The organism is Candidatus Marimicrobium litorale, from assembly GCF_026262645.1.
Taxonomy (GTDB): domain Bacteria; phylum Pseudomonadota; class Gammaproteobacteria; order Pseudomonadales; family Halieaceae; genus Marimicrobium; species Marimicrobium litorale.
Genome location: NZ_SHNO01000001.1, coordinates 1,443,354 through 1,469,393, shown reverse-complemented (window position 1 = coordinate 1,469,393; position 26,040 = coordinate 1,443,354). Strand labels below are relative to the sequence as shown.

At 55.7% G+C, this 26,040-nt stretch carries 16 protein-coding genes and 1 tRNA gene; 6 read left to right on the top strand and 11 right to left on the bottom strand.

Annotated features, from left to right (window positions below; genetic code table 11):
- Window positions 1–37: 37 nt before the first annotated feature.
- The gene (locus tag EYC82_RS06600; protein WP_279248744.1) at window positions 38–6,298 is read left to right on the top strand and encodes a retention module-containing protein; all 6,261 of its coding nucleotides are present in this window, start codon (window positions 38–40) and stop codon (window positions 6,296–6,298) included.
- Window positions 6,299–6,634: 336 nt separating this feature from the next.
- Complete coding sequence (locus EYC82_RS06595; protein ID WP_279248743.1) at window positions 6,635–6,952, top strand: hypothetical protein; 318 nt, start codon at window positions 6,635–6,637, stop codon at window positions 6,950–6,952.
- A gap of 26 nt (window positions 6,953–6,978) precedes the next feature.
- Here EYC82_RS06595 and EYC82_RS06590 read toward each other — a convergent pair whose 3' ends face one another.
- Window positions 6,979–8,901, bottom strand: coding sequence for a bifunctional diguanylate cyclase/phosphodiesterase (locus tag EYC82_RS06590; protein WP_279248742.1), 1,923 nt, complete (start codon window positions 8,899–8,901; stop codon window positions 6,979–6,981).
- Between the two features lie 32 nt (window positions 8,902–8,933).
- Window positions 8,934–9,623: a transglutaminase-like cysteine peptidase gene (locus tag EYC82_RS06585; RefSeq protein WP_279248741.1), complete on the bottom strand. Its 690-nt coding sequence runs from the start codon at window positions 9,621–9,623 to the stop codon at window positions 8,934–8,936.
- A 317-nt stretch (window positions 9,624–9,940) separates the two neighbouring features.
- Between EYC82_RS06585 and EYC82_RS06580 the strand changes: the two genes are divergently transcribed.
- Window positions 9,941–11,773 carry a TolC family outer membrane protein gene (locus tag EYC82_RS06580; protein ID WP_279248740.1) on the top strand — a complete coding sequence of 611 codons (1,833 nt, stop codon included), beginning with the start codon at window positions 9,941–9,943 and terminating at the stop codon, window positions 11,771–11,773.
- Between the two features lie 357 nt (window positions 11,774–12,130).
- Here EYC82_RS06580 and EYC82_RS06575 read toward each other — a convergent pair whose 3' ends face one another.
- The 3 genes from EYC82_RS06575 to EYC82_RS06565 all read right to left on the bottom strand — a co-directional run bounded on the left by EYC82_RS06575 (window position 12,131) and on the right by EYC82_RS06565 (window position 15,962).
- Complete coding sequence (locus EYC82_RS06575) at window positions 12,131–13,681, bottom strand: arylsulfatase (protein WP_279248739.1); 1,551 nt, start codon at window positions 13,679–13,681, stop codon at window positions 12,131–12,133.
- A 128-nt stretch (window positions 13,682–13,809) separates the two neighbouring features.
- Window positions 13,810–14,412 carry a GNAT family N-acetyltransferase gene (locus EYC82_RS06570; protein WP_279248738.1) on the bottom strand — a complete coding sequence of 201 codons (603 nt, stop codon included), beginning with the start codon at window positions 14,410–14,412 and terminating at the stop codon, window positions 13,810–13,812.
- A gap of 422 nt (window positions 14,413–14,834) precedes the next feature.
- Window positions 14,835–15,962 carry an NAD(P)H-dependent flavin oxidoreductase gene (locus tag EYC82_RS06565; protein ID WP_279248737.1) on the bottom strand — a complete coding sequence of 376 codons (1,128 nt, stop codon included), beginning with the start codon at window positions 15,960–15,962 and terminating at the stop codon, window positions 14,835–14,837.
- Between the two features lie 329 nt (window positions 15,963–16,291).
- On the opposite strand from EYC82_RS06565, the gene EYC82_RS06560 reads away from it, so the two are divergent.
- The gene (locus tag EYC82_RS06560) at window positions 16,292–17,527 is read left to right on the top strand and encodes an OmpP1/FadL family transporter (protein WP_279248736.1); all 1,236 of its coding nucleotides are present in this window, start codon (window positions 16,292–16,294) and stop codon (window positions 17,525–17,527) included.
- A gap of 166 nt (window positions 17,528–17,693) precedes the next feature.
- Here the strand turns inward: EYC82_RS06560 and EYC82_RS06555 are convergent, their stop codons facing one another.
- Both EYC82_RS06555 and EYC82_RS06550 read right to left on the bottom strand, forming a co-directional pair.
- Window positions 17,694–18,677 carry an LLM class flavin-dependent oxidoreductase gene (locus EYC82_RS06555; protein ID WP_279248735.1) on the bottom strand — a complete coding sequence of 328 codons (984 nt, stop codon included), beginning with the start codon at window positions 18,675–18,677 and terminating at the stop codon, window positions 17,694–17,696.
- A 49-nt stretch (window positions 18,678–18,726) separates the two neighbouring features.
- Entirely contained in the window at window positions 18,727–19,956 is a 1,230-nt protein-coding gene (locus EYC82_RS06550; RefSeq protein ID WP_279248734.1) for an OmpP1/FadL family transporter, read from the bottom strand.
- Between the two features lie 103 nt (window positions 19,957–20,059).
- On the opposite strand from EYC82_RS06550, the gene EYC82_RS06545 reads away from it, so the two are divergent.
- Both EYC82_RS06545 and EYC82_RS06540 read left to right on the top strand, forming a co-directional pair.
- The gene (locus tag EYC82_RS06545; RefSeq protein WP_279248733.1) at window positions 20,060–20,527 is read left to right on the top strand and encodes a hypothetical protein; all 468 of its coding nucleotides are present in this window, start codon (window positions 20,060–20,062) and stop codon (window positions 20,525–20,527) included.
- Between the two features lie 741 nt (window positions 20,528–21,268).
- Window positions 21,269–21,345 (top strand) — tRNA-Arg (locus EYC82_RS06540).
- A gap of 31 nt (window positions 21,346–21,376) precedes the next feature.
- On the opposite strand, the gene EYC82_RS06535 is transcribed toward EYC82_RS06540, so the two are convergent.
- From EYC82_RS06535 to EYC82_RS06520, 4 genes are all read right to left on the bottom strand, one after another.
- Window positions 21,377–22,465, bottom strand: a complete 1,089-nt coding sequence (locus EYC82_RS06535; protein WP_279248732.1) for a tyrosine-type recombinase/integrase — start codon at window positions 22,463–22,465, stop codon at window positions 21,377–21,379.
- Window positions 22,466–22,683: 218 nt separating this feature from the next.
- Window positions 22,684–23,550: a phage integrase N-terminal domain-containing protein gene (locus EYC82_RS06530; protein WP_279248731.1), complete on the bottom strand. Its 867-nt coding sequence runs from the start codon at window positions 23,548–23,550 to the stop codon at window positions 22,684–22,686.
- 1,161 nt (window positions 23,551–24,711) lie between these two features.
- A complete protein-coding gene (locus tag EYC82_RS06525) occupies window positions 24,712–25,080 on the bottom strand; it encodes a DUF3703 domain-containing protein (RefSeq protein ID WP_279248730.1) in 369 nt (122 codons plus the stop codon).
- The gene (locus EYC82_RS06520) at window positions 25,070–26,005 is read right to left on the bottom strand and encodes a cation diffusion facilitator family transporter (RefSeq protein WP_279248729.1); all 936 of its coding nucleotides are present in this window, start codon (window positions 26,003–26,005) and stop codon (window positions 25,070–25,072) included. The genes EYC82_RS06525 and EYC82_RS06520 overlap by 11 nt, the downstream gene beginning before the upstream one ends.
- Window positions 26,006–26,040 lie beyond the last annotated feature (35 nt).

Here is a 26,040-nt window from a genome sequence, read left to right as displayed (position 1 = left end):
ACAGGGTCGGGTTACCGATCCGGATTGGGAGAAAGGCATGGCACAGGAATCTACCGCAACAGTCACCGCGATCACGGGTCGGGCTATGGCCCGCAACTCCGATGGCGAGCTGCGTGTGCTAAGAGTGGGCGATACCCTGCGCGAGGGTGAGAGCGTGGTCACGCCAGACGGTGGATCTGTAGAGCTTGCACTTGCTGATGGCACCCCGCTCGGTGTCTCCGGCGCGACGGAAATGGCGATTACCGGCGACCTGCTGGCGGAGACTGCGGTTGGCGCCGATGAGAGCGCCCTGCAGGACGAGACAGTACAGCAGGTATTGACCGCCCTCGACGCTGGTGAAGACCTGGGCAACGTGGTGCCTGCGACGGCCGCCGGTGATGCCGGACAGAACTCCGCTTCTGGATTGGACGGCGAGGGACACAGCTATGTGCGCCTCAGTCGTATTACGGAAGAATACTCCGAATTCAGTGGCATAGAGGGCAGCGCCGCTGCGGTTGCAGAGTTTGCAGTAGATGAAAACTTCATTCCGCTGGACGCGGTAGATGACTTTGCGACTACCGAGGTGGATGTGCCGGTCACTATCGATGTGCTACCCAATGATGATTTTCAGTTGGGTGCCACGGTCGTTTCCGTGACCAATGGCCAGAGCGGTCGCGTGGAAATCAATGACGACAATACCGTAACGTACATACCTGACACGGGCTTTTTTGGTACAGATATTTTTACCTATACCGCTGTTTCAGATGATGGCACGGCGGAGGACACGGCTAACGTTACCGTTGTGATTCCGCAGCCGCCGGAACCCCCTCCCGTTGTCCTGCCGACGCTCTCCATCAGCGATGATATTGTCGTGGAAGGCGACACGGCTACCTTAACCATCAGTCTGTCTGAGTCCTCAAGCGAGACGGTGACTGTGCAGTATCAGACAAGCGATGGTGTCGAACCCAATGCGGCAATAGCGCCGGGCGACTACGACCCGGTCACGGGTCTCATCACTATTACTTTCGCGCCCGGTGAAACGAGTCAGGACATTGGACTGGTCACCAACGACGACGATATTTTGGAAGAGACAGAGAATTTCCTGGTAAATCTGTCCAATCCTACCAATGCCACGGTAGCCGACGGTACCGGTGTGGTGGAAATTATCGATGCGACGCCGACGCCGACGCCGACGCCGACTCCAACGCCGACGCCAACGCCGACGCCAACGCCGACGCCAACGCCGACTCCAACGCCGACTCCGACTCCCGGAGAGATAAGTATTGAACTGGGTGAAAGTATCCTGGATGAGGCGTTGCTCCCTACTGGCACAGGAACCTCACAGCTCCCAGCGACGGCGGTAAGGGGCGGACCTGTGGCGTTGTCTGTCGGTGCACTGGCTGCAGCAGATGGGCTGCCGAGTCAATCTGGCTCTTTTACTCTCGTCGCAGAAGATGGGTTAGGGCGATTGGAAATAAGAGCTGATCAAGCATTTTTTGATGGTGGGAGCTCGGGTAATGCTGCCCCCGAAACCAATGACGATGTGGTGCAGGCCGGTGGGGCCGCGCTGATTTTCGATTCGCAAAATGGGGGTTTTCAGCCGGGAATGTATGTCATTGAAGGGGGGGTCGTTAAAATCACCTTCGATAGTATCAGTGGTCCGGACGCAAATGGCGAATACGAAGTGTTTGTCACCGCCACGCTGCTGGATTCTATGAACCATGGGGTCGGCACGAGTACCGATGATCAGATTACGCTGCAAGTAGCCGTTGACGTTGCCGATGTCGATGGGGATACCGCGACAGCCTTCTACAATGCCGTTGTTATCGACGATACCGCGGAAGCACAGCTGGATACAGATGATGTTGCTGCAGGAAACACGGTGGACGGTAGTGTGGTCGATAATGATATGGCAGGCGCTGACGGTATCACCGAAGTGTCTGGTGCATCGACCTCGGCCGATTATGTGAGTGGTGATCTGGAAAACGGCTTGGCTAATCCGCTGATCAGTAGTAAGGGTGAGTTGACGTTGGATTCAGATGGTACGTATAGCTATACGGCCAATGACGATGCGACGGGGGACGATGTTTTTTACTATACGGTAGTCGATGGTGATGGTGATTTGAGCACTGAGACGCTGACTATCGCCATACGGCCCCCGTTTACGGTCACGCTGCAGGTTGTAGCGGTGAACTCCAAGGGAGAGGTGATTGGAGACGGATCGGAAAATGAAGGTGAAGAATCGGAAAGCTTGTACTACAAGGTGATCGCGACTGATCCAGACGCTAATGACGTGACGGCCGCTATGGCGGCTGTTGATGTCGATGTAGAGTTCACGCCTGGCACGGCTGTGTTGACGGACGACTACACTACGACGGCTGGCACAGTGAAGGTTGGCGAGGTGTTTAGTGCCGACCTGGTTGATGACTTCGAGAAAGAAGATCCCGAGACGTACACCGTGGGTCTGGTTGATGCTCAGACCGTCACACAGACTCTCTACGAGGCGATTGCTCTTTCTACAGACGATGTGACCTCGACGATTACGGATGATGCTGACGAAGACAACGATACGGTTTACGCGGTCATCAGTGTTGATGACGCGGCGATTGAAGAGGGTGAAGACGCGGTCTTCACGATCAAGCTGGTGGACAGTGCAGGCAATACAGTTACTGCGCCGGCGGATGCCGATATTACGGTTAACCTGTCCTGGACGGGTGATGTTGAGTTGACGGATGGCAGTGATGTTACGCCATACCCACTGCCCAGCAGTGTGACGCTGGCGGCGGGTACAGACTCGGTCACTGTTACAGCGACGGATGATTTGTACAAGGAGTCTGCTGAAGACCTGACGGCGACGATCACGGGTGTGACCGATGGCGGTGATGATTATGAGGTGGTCAAGGTCGGCACGGTGGCTAACGGTTATACCTCGGATGCCAATGCGGCGACGACGACGATTACGGATGATGCTGACGAAGACAACGATACGGTTTACGCGGTCATCAGTGTTGATGACGCGGCGATTGAAGAGGGTGAAGACGCGGTCTTCACGATCAAGCTGGTGGACAGTGCAGGCAATACAGTTACTGCGCCGGCGGATGCCGATATTACGGTTAACCTGTCCTGGACGGGTGATGTTGAGTTGACGGATGGCAGTGATGTTACGCCATACCCACTGCCCAGCAGTGTGACGCTGGCGGCGGGTACAGACTCGGTCACTGTTACAGCGACGGATGATTTGTACAAGGAGTCTGCTGAAGACCTGACGGCGACGATCACGGGTGTGACCGATGGCGGTGATGATTATGAGGTGGTCAAGGTCGGCACGGTGGCTAACGGTTATACCTCGGATGCCAATGCGGCGACGACGACGATTACGGATGATGCTGACGAAGACAACGATACGGTTTACGCTCGTTTAGAGGGCCCTGCGACTGTCGTAGAGGGCGACACGACCACCGACTACACAGTCACGCTGGTCGATGAAAACGGCGATCCGGTTGTGCTGACGCTCGGTCAGAGCTTCACGGTTGATGTTGAAACGACTGATGGTGCTACGCTATCTGCGACAGAAGGGACCGACTACGTCTCTTTGGATGGCACGACACTGACGATTACCGGCACAGATCCCGGTGTCTCCAGTGCAACTGTGCAGGTTACAACGCTAGATGACACCGTGGTGGATGATGGTGAAACCTACAATATTGTGATTAGTAATGCAGCGAGTCCCTCGTTTGAAAAGGCGGAGATTGACACAGGCTTTAATAGCGTTACAACAACAATTACTGATGAAACGCCTGTCGCTGTAGATGGCGCTGCGGCAACACAGGATACTGACGCCGCCGATGTTGCTACCGATATGGATTCCGGAGATCTGGAGTTTGATAACTTTGTCAGCGTCAGTTTTTCTTACGATGCCGGGCTTGGCACAGCGACTGAGAGCTCCAGTGCTGGCGTGACAACCTTTACAGCCGATGACGGTTCCTGGGAGGTCACAATTGATGAAACTACAGGCGCGTATGTATTCACGCAGAACGATCCATTTGTGCACGCGCCAGGCACTGATGAGGCCCAGGGCGAAATAGCCATTACGTTGACGGGGGCGGGTGGTGATGACGCGACGTCAACCCTGACACTAACTATAACGGATGCCGGTGTCACAGCCGCAGCGGATGACGCATCGGCTACTGAACCTGGCCAAATACTTGGCAAGGACAATGTGGTACTGATACTGGACGTCTCTGGCAGTATGGGTTGGGACCAAGCAGGCAATGAACCCGATGAGGGTGACTTTGACGGAACCAGTCGATTGGAACTCGCCCAAACCGCCATTGGGGAGCTGTTTGATACGGGGACTGTCAATGCCGTGTATGTTGTCACCTTTTCCTCTGGTGCCAGCAGCTTGAATGGCGGCAATTGGTATACCGATCTGGATGATGCGCTTACCGCCATAAATGGGTTGAGTGCTAACGGAGGTACTGACTACGATGCCGCGTTGGAAGAGGTCGTAGCCGAAGTGAACGGCACTGATTTTCCAACCGGGGCCGTGGCCACCAAGGCGATTTTTGTCACCGATGGTCAGCCTACAGAGAATAACGGAACGGGCACAGATGGTATCGACGAGACAGACACCAATAACACGGGTTTTGGTGGCCTGGGTGAAGAGAGCTACTGGATTCAATACCTTGAGAGCAACGGCTTTGATCAGGCCTATGCCATTGGTTTCGGAGGCATCGGCTCTGACGAGCTCTCCGAGTTAGAGCCCATTGCCGTTGATGTTGCTAATGACGAGGATGCGAACACCTACGAGGGCGGCACCGATGCGAACGATGACAATGTCATTATTGTCGAGGATGGTGATTCGTTAACGTTAGGGCTATTGCAGACGCTAGATTCCGTCCCTGCAGTGGGGAATGTGCTGGACAACGATACCGGGGTGGATGCACCCCTGTCTCTTGTATCGGTAACCTATGACGGTCAGACGCATACGTTTGCAACTGATGGTGGTACCGCTACCTTTGCGCTGGAAAACACGGAGGGAGAGTACGGTGACGTTGAAATTCTTGAGGACGGCTCCTTCACGTATACCGTAACGGGAACGGTCGATGTACTGGAAACCGCGAGCATCGATTACATTGTGACTGATGCTGATGGCGACAGCGACAATGCGACACTCAGCTTGCAGGCTGCGCCGCGAGTACTGGTGCAAAGTATTGTGGCGGCAAGCGGCGCATTGGCAGAGGCCGGCGCAACAAGCGAGTCTTTCACTGTGACACTGGAAGAAGGCCCGCAGGCGACACAAAGTTTCGGATTGGCGTCGTCAGCACTGGTTTCGGGTGATGTGACGGCCGCTGTGTCGGGTACCGGCGTTAGCTATGATGCGGTCACCGGGATAGTGATGGTCGAGGCAGGTGTGACGTCTTTCGATGTGACGCTTACGGCTGTAGACGATGAGTTTGTCGAGGGCACGGAGGAATCAACGCTCAATGTTGGCGCGGGCTCTGTTGACTTTGATATAACAGACAACGACAGTTACACCATTGTAGAGGCCACGTCGGCGGACGATACTCTCGTGGGACTTGCGGCGGCGCAGCAGTTCACCTGGGAATTGGCTGATGTGCAAAATACGAATGTGTCCGCGGTCGTGAGTGCTCTGCCCGACTTGACAGGGCAGTTGGACTCCACGGACGATGGCGGTAATGACATCGTAACAGTGAGATCCGCGGACTTTTCGGTCAGTGCGGGCGAGTCGGTATCGTTCACGTTCACCGCCAGCGTTGAAAATCTGGATGACGATACCAGTGGTGGTAACGTATCGTTGTTCCGATGGCGTGTAGAGAACAGTGATGACGGCACCAATGTAACTTCCTGGGAGACTTACGACGATGACTCGGCGGGTGTGGTGAACGGTGACGTCGTGCTGAATCTCTCGGATGATCTTAGCGGTCTTGGTCTTGATGGTACCTACAGGCTCGAGTTTCAGACCCGGGAGGGCGCGCATGCGGATATCACAGATATTACCCTGACAACAAACTCGCCGAGCAATACGGATACGGTAGAAGATTTCGACGTTGCGCTTGATGCACTGGATATTGGTGACTTACTTGTGGGCGGTGGCGAGCTGTCGTTGAATTTTGATTCAGGTGAGGCTCAGGTTGTGGTGAGTAATGCCGGCGCGGGCAGCGTAGACCAGATTGTCAATCTGGACGGTGTCACTGAAACGGCGCTGGAGGCCGCTCTTGGTCTTGACGCGAGCGCTGACGCGACGAGCATTCTCAACGCCATGGTCGATCAGGGCAGGATTCTTACCGACTCCTGACCCCACCGGAGGGCGACGAGTAACGCGGTGCTGGAGCGATTCGCGAGCACGCCTGCGTTACTGATTGTGAATCGCGTACGCAGGTATTCCTAATGAGTAAGGGTGACGCAGTGGTCGCCTTCAGTCTGGTGAGTGTGTGCGCCGAATGCGGTCTGTGTCGATCAATCAATGACGATCGAGAGCGTGAATCTGGTGGACGCTGTTGATGACGTCAGCGAGTCCATTCAGAGCCTAATCGACAGTGGTGAAGTCACTACCGATTCCTGATCGAACTGGGCTATCATAAATTGGCGTCACGCATGGATGGCGCAGACTGTCTTCTCTTGAGGGTGCCACATGCCTTACGTCAAACGCAGCGAGTCGGGTGAGATTGTCGCGGTCAGCCAGCAGCGCACGGAGGGCTTTGACGATGAGGTATCAGTCAATAGCGCTGAGCTCGGTGCCTTTCTTCAGGCGATGGGCCATGATGATGCGCCGCTGAGTGCAACGGATAAGGACTTTATTCGTGTGCTGGAGGACGTAGTGGAATTGCTCATCGGCAAGGGTGTTATCCTGTTCACCGAGCTACCTCCGCAAGCACAAGAGAAGATACTGCGGCGGCGGCGTCTGCGTTCAGAGACCACCGGCCTGTCCAACCTGATTGGTGAAGATTGACAGGACTGCAGCGACGCGACCAACGATCAGCTCGCGAGCGAAATCCCTGGACCGGTGGCACCGTCGATGCCCAGTTCTTTCAGCGCCATCCACTCCTGCTCGTTTTGTACGCCCTCGGCGATTACCCGCACTCCGATCGTATGACCCACGGTGCAGAGCGTGCGCAGCAATGCCTGGTTACCCGGGTTGGCGTCTATATGGCGCACAAAGCTGGCGTCGACCTTGAGGTAGTCCAAACCTACATCGTGTAGTGTGCCCAACTTGGCTAACTGGTGCCCGATATGTTCTATGCCTGCCCGGCCGCCGTGGGCCTTGATCCGGGCGGTGAGTCGTTTGAAGTTCTCCGGGAAGCGAAAGGCCGCGGACTCGGGAGTTTCGATCCACAGCTGGCTCATTGCACCTGTCCTCTTTTCCATGACATTTTCGGCCCAGCTGATGAAACTGTTGTCGGCAACAGCGGCAACAGATAAGTTGACGGCAGTGGGGTGACCCGTGTTGTCGATCTCATCCAATGCGAGCTCAAATACCCGTTTGTCCAGCTCGTCAGCAAGCCCCACTCGATGGACCCACGGCAGGAACTGCCCAGCGTTCCATGTCTTGCTGTCTACCTGCAAACGAACAGGTGCTTCGTAATGTATCAGCCGGTTGTTCGCATCTACTACCGGGAATTTCGCCAGGGAGAACTCCCGGTTGGCAATTGCTTTTTCCAGAATGCTACGCCAATGTTCCGCCTGTTCATGCATAGGCCGCAGGAGAACGTTGGCGGGATGCGCTTGCACAATAGTTGAGGAGCCCTCACGTTCTGAGGCAATCAGCACACCATCGAGTCGAGACAACAACGCAGATACACTATCCTCTAATTGATACTCGGTTGTTCCTCCGGGCAACTGCACCTGTTTTTCTGTGTCGTGATCTTCCAGCACAGCAGACATCGCGCCCTGTACATCGCTACCCAGGGTAGCCGCATCTTGAAGCCGGGGGGCGATAACGGCAAAGTCCGATCCGTTTAGCCGTGCAGCTGACCAGCCATTATGCTGAACCACAATACGGTTGAGTGCAGTACCCATGTCGTGCAGCAGAGCGTCGATAGCTTTGCGGCCAAACTCTTTGTTGAGGTTGCTTAAGTTGGTAACACGAACGATGCACAGAGAACCGGAGGATCTGTCATCGTTGCTTTGCAGTGCTGATTCCAGAGTGCGTAAGAATGGCTCCCGGTTGTACAGCCCTGTAATTTTGTCGACGTGGGATTCCCGCTGCAGATTTTGCAGCCGCTTGGTCTCCTGCCCCAGCATTGATTTCACACGAGCTGAGAGGTCATTCATCGCTGTCACCAGCTGCTGGAACTCCAGAGTGCGGGGTTCATCCGTATTGGTGATGAATCGCCGTTCTCCGATTGAGCGTGCCTGCTCCACGACCATGTCTAGCGGGTTGAGTATCCGCTTGAGCAGGAGGTTGCTGGCGACGCCAGCTACCAAGGCGGTTAGCAAGAATAGCCCGGTCAGCAAGTAACTACTTTCCCATAATTCTTCGTAAGCAAAGCGAGATTGACTGCGTAGCGTCAACGTACCTATTTGCTCCCAACCTGCCTGTACATTGGCAATCCCGGTCTCCGCGTTGATGGTCAGCAGGCGGACGAACCAGCCGGGTGCATTGGCTGCCACCCCATCTGCTGCTTTGCGAATGACTGTTTTACCCTCTGGATTCACCAGCTCGATCAATTCGTAATAACCCGTGTCAAATTTAGCGGCGACAGTCAGTTTGAGAAGGTCAGTGTCTGTGCCCTTTTGTTCAAGGAATAGAGCGAGGTTGTTGGCGTCATCCGTATTCTTCAGGCTCAGTTGCTCGGAGAGGTAGTCTCTCGCCGATAATGTAGTGATGACAATACTGACAATAAGTAAGCTGGTCAGCAGGACAATGATCGCCGCCCAAAGCTGCTTATGAAGCGACATGATTAAGCTCCTTTATCATTATGAGGTGCATGTTAACCCAATCCCTCCTCGGCGGCTCGCCTCAAAAGATCGCGCCAACGAGAAAGCCGTGATTCCGGTTCTCGACTCGCGGGATTTCGTGCGCCGCCCACCCAAATACCGAGGCTGTTGAAACCGTAAACCGGCGTCAGGTCACTGCGTTGTGAGGCGGGCAGTATCTCCGTTATCAGATTGTCCAGAATCAGTGGGTCGGCGTTGGCGCTCGGATAGTAGGCAAGGACCATGTGTGCAGTGAGTGCAGGCCCGCCCTCACTGGGTAATTGCGCCTTTACGTAGGTGATTCTCAGCTGGCTGCTATCGACCCCCGCCAGGATGAGCGTGATGTACTTGGCGATCGCGAAATCCTCGCAGTCGGCCATGCCGCGGCCCATTGTCTCCAGCGGAGTTGCCCAGTAGTCCGGGCGGCCCCAGGTGTCGGGGTCCTGTGCCCACTGAATTCGGGTATTAAAGAAACGGTTAGCCTCGATCAGCTTGTCTTCGTGGGAGAGTCGCTGCATGTTTTCTATGGCGGCTTCCCATTCATCGACCAACCTGACGGTTTCCGGGCCGTAGCGGGAATATGCCAGTTTCTGCATCACCGCATAGTCTGCCTGGGCGACGGCCAGTGTCACCGTAAGCAGGGCGATAGCGAATATCGCCCAGGCGGCGTGACCGGTGCGCGAAGATAGTGGTAGTGATGGCACCTTGGCAGGAGTCTCAGGCCGGTTTAGAGAAATCAGGAAAGCCCGTTTACGTGGCGTGGGCCAATCCTGTAAGCACCTGATGGTATCGCATAAGTGCAGTTAGACTGTAGCCCGCTAACCTGCATAGGGCAGTCGTGCATAAAATTTGTGACGCGGTTCTTGATTTAGTGGCTAGACTGGTTAAGATTAGATGCAGAATAAGACGCATTTTAGCAATATAAATATAACTTGTAGCTATAATGCGAGGGGGCGATACCTGAACATTTAAAAACTATAGACGCGGGTGTCGGTGATTGTAGCAATTGGAGGAAATGGACATGTTTTTGTTAAGAGGCAGGTGGCTTGGGGTATTCCTGGCGGTCCTGATAATGGTGGCGGGCGCTCAGGCACAGACTGAGGAAGCAGCAGTATCTAACGAAATCAACGACATACGAGGAGCTATTACCAAAGGGGTCATGATTAGCCCCCGGGTGAACGCCGACTGGTTTAACTTTGCGGCCATCGGAGAAGCCGAGCGCGGTGCGTTTGGCGGGTATCTGCCAAGCGCAGACCTGTCTGCCACCATCGGGCGTGAGCAGCGGGACACGCCGCTGATTGACCTGGGGACTTATGGCTACGATGCAACCCGATTTTCCATTACGCAGATGCTGTTCGATGGCTTCGCGACTCGCGACGAGGTAGCGCGCCTGGGTTTTGAGAAGCTTTCCCAGTATTACACCTTTAAGCGCGCCTCTGAGGAAGTGGCGCTGGAAGTCGCTGTTGCTTACCTTGAAACATTAAAGTTCCAGGAGCTGGTCGGTTACGCAGCGGATAACCTGAAAGTTCACCGTCAGATACATGACCAGATTGCCGAGCGCGCCGGTGGCGGTGCCAGTGCCGGGGTTGATCTTGACCAGGCGGTTGCAAGGGTTGGTCTGGCCGAGACTAATCTGGTGACAGAGATTGCGAATCTCAACGATGTAGGTATTCGCTTTGAGCGTCTGGTCGGCATGGTGCCTAGCAGCAAGCTCACTATGCCGGAAATGCCCGGTGACGATATTCCCAAGATGCGAGCCAATGCGTTGGACGTGGCTTATAAAAGCAGCCCCGTCATCAACGAGGCCATCGAAAACTTGCGCGCATCTCAGGAAGCTTTGAATGCGACCAACTCTCCCATGATGCCTCGCCTCGACCTGCGCTATCGCAAGGACATCGAGCATGATACCGATGGCATCAGCGGTAAGTTCGATGAAGAGGCCATAGAACTGGTGCTGACCTATAATCTTTATCGCGGTGGCGCCGATGCCGCACGCAAACGGGAATTTTATAACCTTTACTACGCGGCTATAGAAGAGCGCAAGCAAGCTTGCCTCAATGTGCGTCAGCGCGTCAGTAACGACTTTAACGATATGGCTAACCTGCGCCAGCAGGTGGTATTGACCGACGTGAGTATGCGCGCCCAGGACAAGACGCGGGTCGCCTATCGGGATCAATTCAGACGTGGCGAGCGCTCTCTGCTGGATTTACTGGACAGCCAAAACGAATACTTCGACAGCCAGCGCGCACATATCGCGGCGAAGACCGATTTGCTAGCGGCAGAGGCCAGTACGCTGTCCAACATGGGGATGTTGCTTGCGTCGCTCGATGTGAGCGGGGTGAACTCAGAGAAAGTCGCGGCCATGGATCTGGATTTGACACGTGATCCTATGGATGAAAATACGCACGCGCTATGCCCGCCCGAGCCGAAGCCGATGGTGACCATGGAGGATGCCTTGGCAGAACTGGCTGGTGGCAACGAGCGTTATCGTACGCTGGCAGACGGATCGGTGGCGCTAGAGGTCAACGTGAATTTTGAGAGTAACTCGTCCGTTATCCAGTCGGCGTTTGACAGTGAAATCGGTGTTGCAGCGCAAACTCTGAAGGATAACCCGCAACTGAGTGCAGTTGTGGAAGGGCATACCGATTCCGTGGGTACCGAAAAGTACAATCAATGGTTGTCAGAGCGTCGCGCAGGCGCGGTACGTGCGCTGCTGATCGATCGCGATGGCGTGAACCCCAGCCAGATTAAAGCGGTTGGTTACGGCGAAAGCAGGCCGCTTGCAGACAACCGCAATGGAGATGGACGCGCTCAAAACCGGCGAGTAGAGCTGATTTTAGTCAACCCCGGCTAGCATATACCCCGTGGTTTAAAACCGCTGCTCTTGCAAGAGGCAGCGGTTTTTTTTGCCCTTAGAAACAGTGTACTCCGCTGTTGCCCGTTCAGAGCTATCGTCATGCCAGCGAATGGTCAAACAAGTGTGCGCAGCGTGCAGTCACCTCAAGGCTCTGCATCAGCGGCCGTCTTTCAGGAACGGCTCTCGTGGCGAGTGATTGGTTGAGTAAAAAAGAGGTTGAGGTCCTGAGGGTGGTCAAATGGCTGCCAGTGGTTTATGCAGCCGTTTGATATCCCGGCAAGCTGTCGCGGCAGGCAAGTGCAAATTTGTGGATTAAAAAAGGCCCCAGAGGGGCCTTTTGCGGCAGCCCGTTTATCAGGGCGTGCCTGCGGGTGTGGACAGTTTTTCCATAACCTCGTCAAGGGCGAAGGTCGCCGCTTTCTGTCTGGGTGGGTATTCCTTGAATGTGCTTAGGAATCCACCAACATACTCTTGCGCGGGCACCAGCAGGTAGGCTCGATCAAGCATCCAGTCATAGTAGGTGTTGGAAGTGATCGGTGCCCGCTCGTAAGGGTCTCGTCGCAGGTTCAGGATAAGGGGCACACGCAGAGGAACAAAAGGCTCCATCCAGACGCGGAAGGTGCCCTCCGCTTTTTGTTCCATGAAGATCATCTTCCAGGCGTTGTAGCGCAGCGCGGTAAGATCGCCATCGTCGGAGAAATAGAATATCTCCTTACGAGGCCCTGTTTCCGTCTCGCCAGTCAGGAAAGGCAGGAAGTTGTAACCATCGAGATGCACTTTATAGTTACGTCCGATTGCGCTGTGTCCCGTGAGCAGTTGCTCCTTCACATCAGGGTCACCGGCAGCCGCCAGAAACGTGGGTAGCCAGTCCATGTGGTGCATGATTTCATTGGATACGGAGCCCGCCTCGATATTGCCGGGCCAGCGCACCATTGCGGGCACGCGCCAACCGCCTTCCCAGTTGGTGTTCTTCTCCCCTCTGAAGGGCGTTGATGCGGCATCGGGCCAGGTGTTGTAGTGAGGTCCGTTGTCTGTTGAGTAAAAAATAATGGTGTTATCTGCGATTTTCAACTCATCCAGCTTTTGGAGGAAGATGCCAATGTGCTCATCATGTTCCAGCATGCCGCAGGTGTAGGCGTCAGCCTGAGGGTATTGCGCCTTGCAGCGGGCCATTTTCTCACTCGCTACATGGGTTCTGAAATGCATGCGGGTGCCGCTCCACCAGACAAAGAAAGGCTTGTCTTCTTTTACTGCTTTCTCGATGAACTTGATAGCGGTAGCGACGGTATCATCATCGACGACTTCCATGCGTTTTTTGGTTAGAGGGCCGGTATCTTCGATCTTACCGTCCGCGGATGACCTGATCACGCCCCGGGGGCCAAATTTCTTGCGAAATGCAGGGTCTGTGGGGTAGTCCTCGTTCTCGGGTTCTTCTTCGGCGTTGAGGTGATAGAGGTTTCCGTAGAACTCATCGAAACCATGATTTGTCGGCAGGTGCTCATCACGGTCGCCGAGGTGGTTTTTACCGAATTGTCCGGTTACATAGCCCTCTTTTTTCAGCAGGCCGGCGATGGTGGGGTCTTCCTCTTGCATGCCAAGCTCCGCGCCCGGTAGCCCGACTTTCGACAGGCCAGTGCGAAAAACCGACTGTCCCATGATAAAAGAGGAGCGCCCTGCGGTGCAGCTTTGCTCCCCGTAGTAGTCGGTAAAAATCATACCTTCGTTGGCAATGCGATCAATATTGGGCGTGCGGTAGCCCATCATGCCCATGGTGTAGGCACTGATGTTTGACTGACCCACGTCATCCCCCCAGACAACCAGTATATTGGGTTTATCGGCAGCTTGAGACAATGCTGCAGTGCACAACAGCAAAGTAGACACAGCTATTTGCGTGATCCTTGTCATAAATCTTGCTCCATGTTGAGATATAACTAAAGAGACGCAAGTAAAGACTAATCCTTGTGCGTTTTCAAGCGAAGGTGGTCGGAATCGGACGTGTGTACGAAACTATCGCGCGTCAACATTGCGCTGCATCAAGACTGTGTTGCGCCGGGCGAGCTCACTTTCGGCTCGCGCCACATCAGCCAGAGTGGTGGCGCAGAGCGCGCGAAGCGTATTTCTCTTTGTATTTCAAAGCCGTGGCCTTCGTAAAACGGCAGGTTTTCCGGCTTGGAGTTCTCCAGGTAGGCCGGCATATTGCTGTTGTCACAGTGCCGCAACATCTCCGCGATCAAACGTGTTCCGATACCCTGGCCTTTGTGACCTGATTTAACCCCAATGGCAAACAGGTAGTAATGGGGCCGCTTGGGGTGATAGCGCTCTGTCTGCATGCCGCTGCGCACCAGCCGGTACATGCCTATTGGACCGCCGAAGCTGAAGACCGTTGCGGCAGTGGCAAAGGTTACCGGCCAGTGCAGTCTTTGCTCGGGCCCTAGCCAGCTTGCTGCCCCCCGGCCCAGAGGGTCGAGATAGGTGAGATGTTGTTCGATGAACATGGGCAGCGTAAAGGCAAAAAAGGGCGCCAGCGATGCGGGATGATTGCAGCACCAGTTGATGACGGGGTCGTCACTGAAAGCCTCCGCGAGTATCTCGATGGCCTCTGCTGCGTTGGACTTGTCCACGGGTGTGAAATTCATTGCGGGGATTGGCGTCTCTTTAACGATAGGGTGTCCTACCATAACGCTCGGGCAGCTCACGGTCACTGTTTAGCTTCATCTTGAGTTTGGCGAAAAATGGTGTTCTCTTGGGTGTCTGTTTTCGTGACACTGTGAGTCTGTTGCCCTCGCTGTTGTGTGTGATATGCGCCGAAGTAACAATGAGCATGACAAGCATACCCTGCGTGTTGCTGCTGGCTCGGATGCTCTTCGGATTGAGCGTTGTAGAACATCGCCTGAGCGGGGCTTAACTGCTGCTGACAAGAGGGTCGACCCTGCTGTGGCACAGATCATTGAGATTTGCGACGCTGATTACCGATCGTTCAGCTTGCCCTGTGATGCACTGGAAGGTGAGGGGGGCGAGACGCTGAAAGAGCCGTCTCGCCCTTACCGGGTGTGTGCCGTCAGTCTTCCGGCATCAGGTTGTTCAGATGGTCCAGGGCATCTGTGTATTCAGTGAGCAGTTGGAAAACAATATCACGACAGGATTCGGTCTCGTTTATCTGCCCCACGACCTGGCCGATCGGGTTGAATGCGACCTTCTGGCAATCACCGCTGCCGGCGTAACGGCTGGTGCGGCGCACCGCATCAAATGTCAGATAACCCTGTAATGGCATGGGCAGTGGTTCGGGAGTGTCCTCCCTCTCCCAGGCCTCAGTCCACTCGTTTTTGAGCATACGCGCGGTTTTTCCAGTGAAAGAGCGCGAACGTATGGTGTCCTCCGAGGTCGCGCTCAGGTAAGACTCTCGCTGGGCGGGTTCCGCATGCGCTTCCTCGGATACCAGCCAGCGTGAACCCAGCCATACGCCCTCCGCGCCCATAGCGAGTGCGGCCACTATTTGTCGGCCGTTTCCAATGCCACCCGCTGCCAGCACAGGAAGCGGGGCGACCGCGTCAATCATCTGCGGCCACAAGACCATGGATGTGACCTCCCCGGCATGGCCGCCACCCTCGGAGCCCTGGCAGATGATAAAGTCCAGTCCGGCTTCTTTATGCGCCAAACCATGCTTCAGTCTCCCGGCCAGTGCGCCGATTAGTCGTCCGGATTTATGCACCTGCTCAACGATGTCGGCGGGAGGGGTGCCCAGCGCATTAACAATCATGCGGCATTTCGGTCGCGTTAACGATTCGTCGACCAGGGCCTGAGCCTGTACCGCCGAGAAGCTCAGCGTCACCTCGTCGTCTTCCCCCGCCGGCCACTCGGGCACGCCGGCGTCAGCGAGCATCTTGGCAGAGAATTCGCGATGCTGCTCAGGAATAGCATCCTGTAGCATTTGCACCAGCTCTTCAGGTGTATTCTTGTCCATACCCTCATATTTCTGCGGAATCGCCGTATCCACCCCGTAAATATGGTCGCCGATATGCTCGTCAATCCAGTCGAGTTCCTCCTTCAGTTTTTCAGGCGAAAATCCGACGGCTCCCAGGACTCCGATGCCGCCTGCCTTGCTGACGGCTACTACGACGTCGCGGCAGTGGGTGAAGGCGAAAATAGGTACCTCAATACCCAGTTCTTTACAGAAATCGGTTTGCATAATTTTCCTCGCAGCAGTTAGCAAACAATCATTGGCACTACAATAAGAAAGCTACAGTATAGGAAATATTACTCACCATGAATGGCGGTAGAGGCCGGTAAAACTAGCAAAAATTGACCCCTGGAACGCCCCGTAAGAGTTGCGCGCCCGGCGGTCACGGAGAGAGTGCCTCATCCTGCCTCACCGGCTTTGCCCCGTTGAATAGGCCAGAGTTAAGTCCTCGTGAGACCTATTTGGGGTGCAGTAAGGGGTGCATTCCGCTATGCTTCCGGCTGATTAAGCAGACTCCGGCAGTGACTGCTGTAGATCTACAAAAAGGGAGCAGGGATATGTCTAGACGGCTTTATGTGTGCGCGACTGTAATCGCCCTCTGTCACGCGGGAGGCGCGGTGGCGGGGGGATTGTGGTTGAACGAATTTGGCGATTTTTCCGGCGGCCGCGCCGCCGCCGGTGCCGCAGCGGGCGTCGATGAAGCGATTACTATCGTCTATAACCCCGCCAGTATTACCTCACTCGAGGGAAACCACCTGTTTGCAGCAGGGGGCGCATATGTTGGTAAATCCAAGTTCAAGACGTCCTACAAGAGTCCCGGCAATGACGGCGGTGATGGTGGTGATGCAGGCACCGTATCGCCTTTTGGTGCGTTTGCGTATGTGCCGGAGCTCGATTCAGAGCACTGGAGCGCGGGTATCGCACTGGGCGGAATGTCCGGCGCCGGTCTGGATTACGACGATAGTTGGGCGGGCCGCTATCAGGCCACTGACGTGTCATTACTGATAATGGCCTTGAGTCCCACCGTGGCTTACCGGGTTAATGAAAACCTGTCTCTGGGTGCATCACTACAGGTGGTCTATGCGGATCTAGACTTAGATTTCGCGGTGCCGGGACTGGGAGATCAGGATGGGAAAGGGTCTCTGGATGGCGACGACGTGAAGACCGCCTACGCGTTAGGTTTGCATTACGAGCGAGCTACCGGGACCCGCTTCGGTTTGTTTTACCAAAGCGAAATCGACATAAAGTTTGACGGTGATGCGAAGATCAATGTGCCTCTGGATATCGCCAACAACAATCTGGATATCTATCGTGATGTGTCGACGGATACAGAACTCACAATGGCTCAATACGTGAGGTTCAGTGTGCACCAGGACATGAATGAGCGCTGGGGAGTAGACGTCACTTTTGGCTGGGACAACTGGAGCGCTCTGGATAACGTGTTGGTGTCTACCGATAGAGGCTCCGTCGGTATCCCCACTGAGTGGCAGGATACCTGGCACTATGCGTGGGGGGCGCAGTACAAGCTCGATCAACACTGGGACCTGACTGGCGGAGTTTCCTACGACAGTAGTCCGGTGAAAAACCGCTACCGCAACGCGCAGTTACCCTTCGATCGCACGATTCGCTACGCGTTTGGTGCTCGCTATAAGCCCAGCGCCAGTTGGATGTTTGGTGGTTATATCAACTATATGGATCTGGGAAAGTCGAAGATTGAAGCGGATCGCTTCGGCGGTGACTTCGATGAAAATCGCGCCATTCAAATTATGGCGAATTTTTCCTGGATTTTCTGAGCACACCGCTCAGATATTGTTCGCCGGCTGCAGAGGGACGGGCTTGCTGGCGTTAAGAACAGGGGTAGACCTTGTCGCAAGCGTAAGCCCCAGGCAGAGGCTCAGGCAAGTTGCGTCATAGCGATAGTTGTGTCCGGCTTTTTTGAGGCCTGATAGCACACTGCCGTTATTGAAATGCCGCTTGCAAAAGTTCGAAGGAACGCTTTCGATCTTCGAGGTAATACATATTAGTAACGGCCATAATCTCGTCTGCCTTGTGCCGCTCTGCAAGTGATTCTATCTTTTCTCTTACCTGCTCAGGAGTTCCCGCGGCGCGACTGCTTTCGCGGCTGGCGATAAACGCCTCTTCCTGTGAGCCAATCGTATAGTTCAGTGCTTCGTCCGGTGTCATGGAGACGCCGTTGGTCCGGCCGGTGAAGAATCTAAACAGGTTGAGGTCGTAGGTCAGTTGTAATTGTTTGGCGCGTTCTTCCGTATCAGCACAGAAAACCCCTATTGTTAAAATGGCGTGAGGGTCTGGTTGTCGCTCACTCGCTTGATAGTGCTCTTTGTAAAGGCCTATTAAGCGCTCGTCTGCTTGCGGGTTAATAAAAAGGCCCAGGTTGTAGGGCAGGCCTCGCTGGGCTGCCAGCACGGCGCTATCGGGGCTGGATCCCAGCATCCACAAGGGGATTTTTTCTGGCGGGCGAGGGCTAAGTAGCGGTTGCGTATCGTCATTCCAGAGATAGTCGCTCAATTTTCCGGTTAATGCGGGAAACGCGTCAAACTTGGGGCGCCCATCTGTGGCCAGGGCAACCGCGGTGGCCATGTCTGCACCGGGGGCTCGTCCGATACCAAGGTCAATTCGCCCGGGGTAAAGGTTTGCCAGCAATGAGAATACTTCCGCGACCTTGTAGGGGCTGTAGTGGGGCAGCATGATGCCGCCTGATCCCAGACGGATTGACTGTGTTGCCGCTCCCAGAGCAGCCAACAGCACCTCCGGCGCACTGCCGGCGACTGAGGGAAAGGCGTGGTGCTCTGACACCCAAAATCGCTGATACCCCAGTTGCTCGCACCAGCGTGCCATTTCCAGCGTCTCCGCCAGGGCGGTAGGGGCCTCGTCAGCACTGCGCGCCAGTGATTGATCGAGCACGGACAACGGTAGGCTCATGGGTTGCTCCGGATTCAGGCGAAGCTTTTTGAGCGCGAGTAGAGAGTCACTACAGTGAGCCCCATTTCAGGGCAACCTGAAAAAGCCAGGTGTCGCGACGGGCGTACTTGCCCTTCAGGGAGCCCAGCACGGGAAGGGCGGGTGTCTCGACCGGGGCGTCATCAATGCCAACATAAGCCACAGACATGTCCAGCGCCAGATTGTCTTTCCATTGCCATTCTGCGGCCACTGCAGCGGTCCATACCTGATCCATGCGCAGGGTCATGGTGCGGTCATCGTCGTCGATCATGCTATTCGTAACTGCGCCACTCACACCGAGCATCCATCGCTCGGAGACGGGAAAGCTGTAGCTGGCAGTGATGGCGTAGAGATCGTTGTACTCTTCTTTGCTTTCAGAATAGGATTCCCCATCAAAGTAAAATTCTGAGAGACGAAACTCGCTAAAATTGTTCCAGATAAGGTCAACGGTGAACGCGTGGGCATTCTCGAATTCGTGGTACATGCCGAGTAAAACCGATTGGGGTCGAGTCCCTGTGACTGTAACATCCTGGCCAAGAAGGCCACGGGATTTGAAAATCTCTTCTGTCCTGGGCCCTAGATTGCTGAACTGGTTATCGCCCTCCTGCTCTTGTTCGATTTTCGACTGGTAGGTGAGCCCGAAGCGTGTCCGATCGCTGTATTGATATAGAGTCGAAGCGCCCCACCCATACTCCACGCTGTCGGTTTCGATTTTGGAACTGCCGTCCCCGAAGCCAGGATCGTTGCTGTTGCGCACGGCTCTTTCCTGCTCAAAGCTCGAATACGAGATGGCCGCGGACCCTGCGACTGACCACTGCTCATTGATCTTGTAGGCGAGGCTGGGGAAGGCGCTGATCAGCAGCGAGTTATAGCTTTCGATAAAATACCGCCCCGGCCAGTTGCCGAAATCGTCATCAAAGGACGCACCCAGGAAGGTCAAAGAAACGCCAAGACGGTCGTTTATAGGCTGAATGAATGCAACGCGTGGCACGAGTGTCTCGCTGGATTCATGGGATATATAATCACGCCCTGTCTCGCTGAACTGGCTCTCCCACTTCGCGTCGTTGGTGAACAACATGAATTCCAGCGAGTAGGCGCGATCGGCGAAGCGAGTAATCCCCGCAGGATTATTGCCTGCAGTCTCTGCGCTGTCCGCTGTGGCCGCCAGGCCGGAGATTCCGGCATAAGGCCTGGCGAGGGCTGCTGGCGCGATTAACGCGCAGGACAGCAACAGAAATAGCGCTTTCGTTTGTCTCATCATAGAGTTTTCCGTTGTTCGGGTCATCGAGCCAGAAACGCTTTTCCAGCAGATTTATCGCACACGGGATTATCGGCTAACTGGCGTTGCATGCCAAGAGGTATAGATGCAGAGCGCATTAGCCGCGGCGGGTGTTAAACTGTCTTTTATGGAGATTCTTTCGGAGTGGCACAGTGTTCTTTTGTGGGCCAGCGGCCTGTCGCTGCTTGCGGCGCTCGCGACGTTGGCTGGCGTCCCTTGGGTGGTGGTGCGTTTACCGCGAGACTACTTCACCAGGCCGAGGCGTGAGGTTTGGCGTTTGCCTTCCAGCAGGCCGTTCGTCGGCTTGGCGCTAGCGATTCTAAAAAATCTGCTGGGACTGGTTTTGGTCATTCTGGGTTTGATCATGTTGGTGACGCCGGGGCAGGGGCTGGCGACCTTGTTGATCGGTTTTCTGCTGATGAATTTTCCCGGTAAGTTTCACGTAGAACAATGGCTGGTGTCTCGCAGCGGGGTGATGAAAGGGCTCAACTGGCTGCGTCTCCGACAGGGTAAACCGCCTTTTGACGAGCCTGCTGCGGAGAGAGATCACTGAGTGGTTCTGTGTCGGAGCAAATGGATGATAGTGCTTACAAGACTGCCTGAATCGATTCAGTGGCAGCTGAAGGCAGTCCAGCGCCAGCAACGCCCCAGGGTTGCAAACGTCATTTTGGGCGTTAATCGCTTTTCCGGTTTGAACATGCCGACAGGCTCCGGTGGAGCATATGCGACCGGTGTGCTGAGTCGTCTGCCTGCGACTCGGTTAAGTCGGGAGGTGGTTGCGTTTTTGCCATAACCGGCACTGGTTTTGCTGGCGCTATCGCCACAGAAGGTCAGTTGACTGCCACCGAAGTTGAGCCCGCAGGCGAACAGGGGCGCACGGTCATCTGTAGCACTGGCCGTCGAGATCGTGAGTCACAGCAAACAAAATGTGATCGCGACCTGTTTCACCCCTGCCATGTACCCCGTTTGCCAACAGAGGAGCTCCCTAATGACTCATATTCATTTCAGGATAGACCTGCGGAGAGTTTCATTCATGTAAAGAATGCAATAACAAATAACCTATAAATGAAGGTTATAATTCGAAAGAGTTTTCCGTGATATCAGCAGGATAACTGACGCGTCACTGAGGTAGGGTGTGATCTGGCAGAGGGTAGTACTGTGCTCGGCGAAGCGGGTGGTCGAGCAGTGTTCACAGGCCCGCTGAGCATCCTCTGCGGGCCAATTGCGGGCTGCTGATGTCAAGCATAAGCCCTTGACCTGCAAGGGCTTGTTACCCTATAGTTGCGGCCTTCTAGCGCCTGTAGCTCAGCTGGATAGAGTACCTGGCTACGAACCAGGCGGTCGCACGTTCGAATCGTGCCAGGCGCGCCAAAAACTCGTTAAATATCAAACGGTTGGCCCCTCAGGCGCCAGCCGTTTTTTGTTTCAGCATTACCAGTGCCGGACTTTTGCCGGACTTCTCCTCGCAGACCTTGTTTACCGCCAGTATCAGCTCCTCAAGCTCGGGGGCGGAGTAGTGCGTGGTGATGTCGCCGTTGCGATGACCCAGCAACACCTTGCGGGTTTCCAGCGGTACATTGGCGGCCCGTAGCCGGCGCCCGAAGGTGTGTTTCAGGTCGTGTACCCTGACCTGATCCAACCCGGCCTTCTTGCGCGCGGTCTTCCAGCCACTGTTGTTGATGGTGCCGACCGCATGGCCCCTATAGCTGAAGACATGTTCGGGGTGAATCCCCCGCATCTGCTCCACCACTGACATTGCCACCCGGTTCAGTACCACCAGCCTGTCCTCCCGGTTCTTTACCCTTACCCCCGGCACGATGAACACTGAGGTCTCCAGCTCCGGCACCTTGACTTCCCAGTCCCACCTCAGCTGGCATACCTCCTGCTCACGACAGCCCGTATTGACCTTGAACAGCGCCATACGGGCCAGGTGATCCGGAAGCGCCTGAAACAGCATGCGCTGCTCCTCCCAGGACAAGGGGTAGGGCTGCCGGGCATCCGTTACCGGGAGCATCTGGATGAGTGGCGGTGTATCCAGCCAGGTCAATCCATGTTCATCGCGCCACAGCCGCGAGGCCAGATTCAGGATCCGCCTGACCACGCTGAGCGCGAGGTTGATGCTCTTGGTCTTGATACCCTGCTGCCGCCTGTCCTTTATATAGGGCTGGAGGCTTCCCAGGTGCACCTTTTCCACTGGCAGACTCCCGATATAGGGATCCAGCTGCTTCAGCTGCGTCGCGTAATCGGCGATGCTGGCCAGATGCAGATTTTCCTCAAGAAACTTGGCTGCCGCGTCTCGAAAAAGCCTGCAGGGTCTGGCCCCGAACACGGTGGCCTGCCTGATCTCCTCGATCCGGCGGGCCAGGATCAATTCCGCCGTTTCGAGGTCGCTTGTTCCAGTGCTCTCGTGAATCTTGTGGCCGAGTATCTGCTTTTCGATATGCCAGATTCCAGCGCGATTCCTGAGCCCCGGGCTTCGCTTGCGTCCCATAGTGATTCTCCTCTCAAAGTAGAGGTGGGACGCCCGTTGCAAGTCTTATAGTGGTCTACCCAGGCGTCCATTTCAAGGCGGTCGAAGGCGACACCCTGGCGGCCGATCCGAAGTTCGGTCAGGGCAGGGCGTACCTCGTGGTTAAAGCGGTTGCGGTCCATACCCAAGTAGTCGGGGGCGTCGCGGAGCCGGATCAGGCGGGGTTGAATCTGCATGGGCTATCTCCCCAGGTAAACCGCGGTAATCTGTTCGCGGACATGGCCCAACTCCCTGCTGATGGCCAGGCGCGCCAGCTGATCCGCCTGCTGCTGCGCCGGGGTCAGGTCCTTCTTGCTGGGTCCGCCGCCCTGGGGGGAGGGCCAACCGGTGAGTTCCAGGTAGCGTTGTTGGGCATAGGCATGGCGCAGCCCGTGCATTTTGGAGAGGCCTGCATTGGCCGTGTGGCGCTCGTAGATCCGGAGCTGCTCGATGTAGCTGCGTCCCCCGGGGATCAGGGCGCCCACCCCGGCCAGGCGTTTGGCCTGCTCCAGCAGAGCGCGCTGCTCCCTGGTCCGGATGGGGACGGTGCGTTCCCGCCCACCTTTGGTCCAGCTGGCTTTCAGGTGCAGGTGGTCGCCCCGGTCCGCCCAGCGGGGCCGGATTTTTAGGGCTTCCTCCCTACGCAGGCCGAAGGCCTTCTGTAGGCGGAGGCTCATGCGCACATGTTCATCCTTGACCTGGTCAAGCTGCTCGCGCGCCAGGCCCTTGGCTTTACTATTGTCGGACACAAACTGCCGGTCCGGTATGCCATAGAAATCATTGGAACCGGCCACCACGGCCCGCCTGTTAACCTTCTCCGCCCACCAGCGTAAACAGCTCATGCGGTTCTTGATGGTGCCCGGCGAGAGATTCTGCCCCTGCCAGTGGTCGACCAGGGCCTTTACATGCTTCTGCTTGAGAGACTTGGCCTGCAGCTGCCGAAAGCCCAGCTCGTGCAACTGGTTGGCGATGGCGGTCAGCTGGCGCTCCCGGCCCACCCGGGTTTCGAAGCTGCCTTCATGGCTGTGGCGGCATAACATTTTCAGTTGGTAGTTCAGGTCGCGCATAGTGTTGATCCTTCGGTGAGTGTTTCTGATCACCTGGCAACAGAAGCTGCGCAGGCCCGCTGGGCGGTACGATCACGGGACACCAATCCCGGTTGACCTGAATGTGTCTGGCCATAGACAGCACGGTGTGTTTTCGCAGAAAACTGGCCCGTGCAAACCAACGGTTATCCAGCCTGAGGCTGGGGTGGAATTACCTCCTGAGTGAAATGGGCAGAACTCGCTGACCGCCAGCGTGTTTGCGTGGTTGAAGAAAACAGTGGGTGGCCGAGGGCAGGGGCCCGCGACAGCAACTGCGGCGTTTGAAAAAATCCCTGGAAGCGGGATGGATTGGAAGGAGCGGCGCCCAAGCTATAAGGCACCGTGGTGGTTCGAAGATGGACCCGGTCATTACTGACCTTTGCGTCGAGAGCGGTCCTGGGCGACGCGTTCAGCAGATGCCATTATTGGAATCTGCCTACCCCGATTGCGAATGCAAGGTGGGGTGTTCCTTGCCACTTTTCCGTAGTGGCCACGGGTAATTTCGCTACTGTCGACAGTATAGACCAACAGATAATGCGTTTGTCACAAAAAAACCGGTCAACTTGCGGCGGGGTTTTTTCCCGCCGCGCCTCGATGGGGCTCATGGTACCAGTGGCACCACCCGCACCAAGTCCTGCCGGGTTATGGGTTGCGCTGGAGTGAGGCAGGTCTGGACGCTCTCTCGGTGGTTTCCGCAGAAACCAGGCGGTTCTGAGTGAGGGTTTGCTGCGGCACGAGCGGGGCTCTGCGCCCACGTCACTACCCGCTGCGCTTGGCAGTGACTTGGGCTGGCATCGGCGCGCACAGCCGGTACAAACGGCTCTGAGCGCGCTGTCCGAGGCCGGCGCCGGGACGATACGAAACCCCGTCAGCTGCCGACGGACTAAGTGGTGCCACTGGCACCACTTAGTCATCCCAGAGTGGAGGGGGTTTTTGGTTGATTTTCCAATAAAATGTAGTCACGCATTGCGAGACTGTCGGTCGCTGTAGTTGTAGCGGTCAAAGTACAACTACAACCAGCTACACGGTGTCCTGATATGCTGCCGCCTTCGAGTTTTGGCGCTTTACAATCAACTGCGAACATGGGTGTTCGTCCGGCTGAGACAGGATCAACACGCGCGTGCAGCCACCGTAGGCGAACGGCTACACATCGGCCTTGGCTTCTCCAATCAATGCGGCCAACTCAGGTGCGATTGGCATTGCTTTGAATGGGCTAACGTTGGTTCCGCCGGTATTTCCCTGCGGCACCAATCCAAGCGCCGTTTTTGTGGCAGCGCCAACAATGCGGAAGAGCTGACCTAGCGCTTCCCGCACTCTATGGTTTCGCAGAGCCCACAGCAGCATCAGTGTATGAACTTTGACATGCCAGTAGGTAGACTCCTGACCGAGCACATGGGCTCTTTCGAGATGCACAAATTCCTGCATAGCATGGCCGACTAATCTGGATCGCCGCGCTTCGGCCAGCTCTGACTCTACGTGGGGTGCTATTTTCGTGGTGAAGTTAGGTGCCATCGTGATCTCCCGCGGTGTGATTAGTCTGTCGATTGTCCTGCTCCGGCGTGCCATCGCGACATAGCTCCTCACTGCATTCAACTTCAATGGTGGTGTGAGCCAGCCCATACTGTTCGAGTGCCTCAGCCGTGGCACTCTTGATGCGACCGTACTCATCAGCATTAAAGTTCCTGTCCACAACAATGTGGGCTGTCAGCACATGGTGTTCTCCGTCAAGTGACCAGAGATGTTGGTGATGGACGCCGCTGACGCTGTCGACATCCAACAGTGTTTTCCGAATCTTATCGTGAAGCGCGCGGTCAGGTACCGCCTGGAGAAATAGCTTACCAGTAGCCCAAAGATTGCGGACCACATTGAACAGAATAAAGAGAGTGAAGCCCACTGACAGCAGCGGGTCGAGAATGGGCCAGTCGACAAACATCAATGTAATGGACACCACCAGTACCGACAGCCAGCCCAGCACATCCTCCAAGAGGTGCCAGTTCAGCACCTTTTCGTTGAGGGTGTTGCCCTTGCTCAGACGATAGGCTGCGAACCCATTGACGGTAACGCCCAGGATGGCCAGCGCGAGCATACCCTCCGCCATCGGCATCACCGGGTCCGCAAGCCGTGGTAGAGCCTCGCTCAATACCCACAGCGATCCGGCAATCAGCACCACGCTGTTGAGAAAGGCGCCGAACAGTGACAAACGGCGATAACCATAGGTGAATTCGCTGTTGGCGGATCTGCGCCCCAACCGGTTCAGTACCCAGGCGCTGCCGATAGACAGGCTGTCACCCAGGTCGTGCACAGCGTCCGCCATGATGGCTGTGCTGTTGGTCAGTATTCCGCCGATGAACTCAATGATAGTGAAGCTCAGGTTCAGGAAAAAAACCAATCCTATGCGTCTGGAGCTGGCGTCATCCTCAAGGCTGTGGTTGTGCATAAGTAGTTCTCCACCTCTCAAAAGACCATAACATG

Excerpts from the sequence above, each read along its gene's own strand:
- EYC82_RS06600 (WP_279248744.1), top strand. The coding sequence starts at position 38 with ATGGCACAGGAATCTACCGCAACAGTCACCGCGATCACGGGTCGGGCT.
- EYC82_RS06595 (WP_279248743.1), top strand. The coding sequence starts at position 6,635 with ATGCCTTACGTCAAACGCAGCGAGTCGGGTGAGATTGTCGCGGTCAGC.
- EYC82_RS06590 (WP_279248742.1), bottom strand. The coding sequence starts at position 8,901 with ATGTCGCTTCATAAGCAGCTTTGGGCGGCGATCATTGTCCTGCTGACC.
- EYC82_RS06580 (WP_279248740.1), top strand. The coding sequence starts at position 9,941 with ATGTTTTTGTTAAGAGGCAGGTGGCTTGGGGTATTCCTGGCGGTCCTG.
- EYC82_RS06575 (WP_279248739.1), bottom strand. The coding sequence starts at position 13,681 with ATGACAAGGATCACGCAAATAGCTGTGTCTACTTTGCTGTTGTGCACT.
- EYC82_RS06570 (WP_279248738.1), bottom strand. The coding sequence starts at position 14,412 with ATGAATTTCACACCCGTGGACAAGTCCAACGCAGCAGAGGCCATCGAG.
- EYC82_RS06565 (WP_279248737.1), bottom strand. The coding sequence starts at position 15,962 with ATGCAAACCGATTTCTGTAAAGAACTGGGTATTGAGGTACCTATTTTC.
- EYC82_RS06560 (WP_279248736.1), top strand. The coding sequence starts at position 16,292 with ATGTCTAGACGGCTTTATGTGTGCGCGACTGTAATCGCCCTCTGTCAC.
- EYC82_RS06555 (WP_279248735.1), bottom strand. The coding sequence starts at position 18,677 with ATGAGCCTACCGTTGTCCGTGCTCGATCAATCACTGGCGCGCAGTGCT.
- EYC82_RS06550 (WP_279248734.1), bottom strand. The coding sequence starts at position 19,956 with ATGATGAGACAAACGAAAGCGCTATTTCTGTTGCTGTCCTGCGCGTTA.
- EYC82_RS06545 (WP_279248733.1), top strand. The coding sequence starts at position 20,060 with ATGCAGAGCGCATTAGCCGCGGCGGGTGTTAAACTGTCTTTTATGGAG.
- EYC82_RS06535 (WP_279248732.1), bottom strand. The coding sequence starts at position 22,465 with ATGGGACGCAAGCGAAGCCCGGGGCTCAGGAATCGCGCTGGAATCTGG.
- EYC82_RS06530 (WP_279248731.1), bottom strand. The coding sequence starts at position 23,550 with ATGCGCGACCTGAACTACCAACTGAAAATGTTATGCCGCCACAGCCAT.
- EYC82_RS06525 (WP_279248730.1), bottom strand. The coding sequence starts at position 25,080 with ATGGCACCTAACTTCACCACGAAAATAGCACCCCACGTAGAGTCAGAG.
- EYC82_RS06520 (WP_279248729.1), bottom strand. The coding sequence starts at position 26,005 with ATGCACAACCACAGCCTTGAGGATGACGCCAGCTCCAGACGCATAGGA.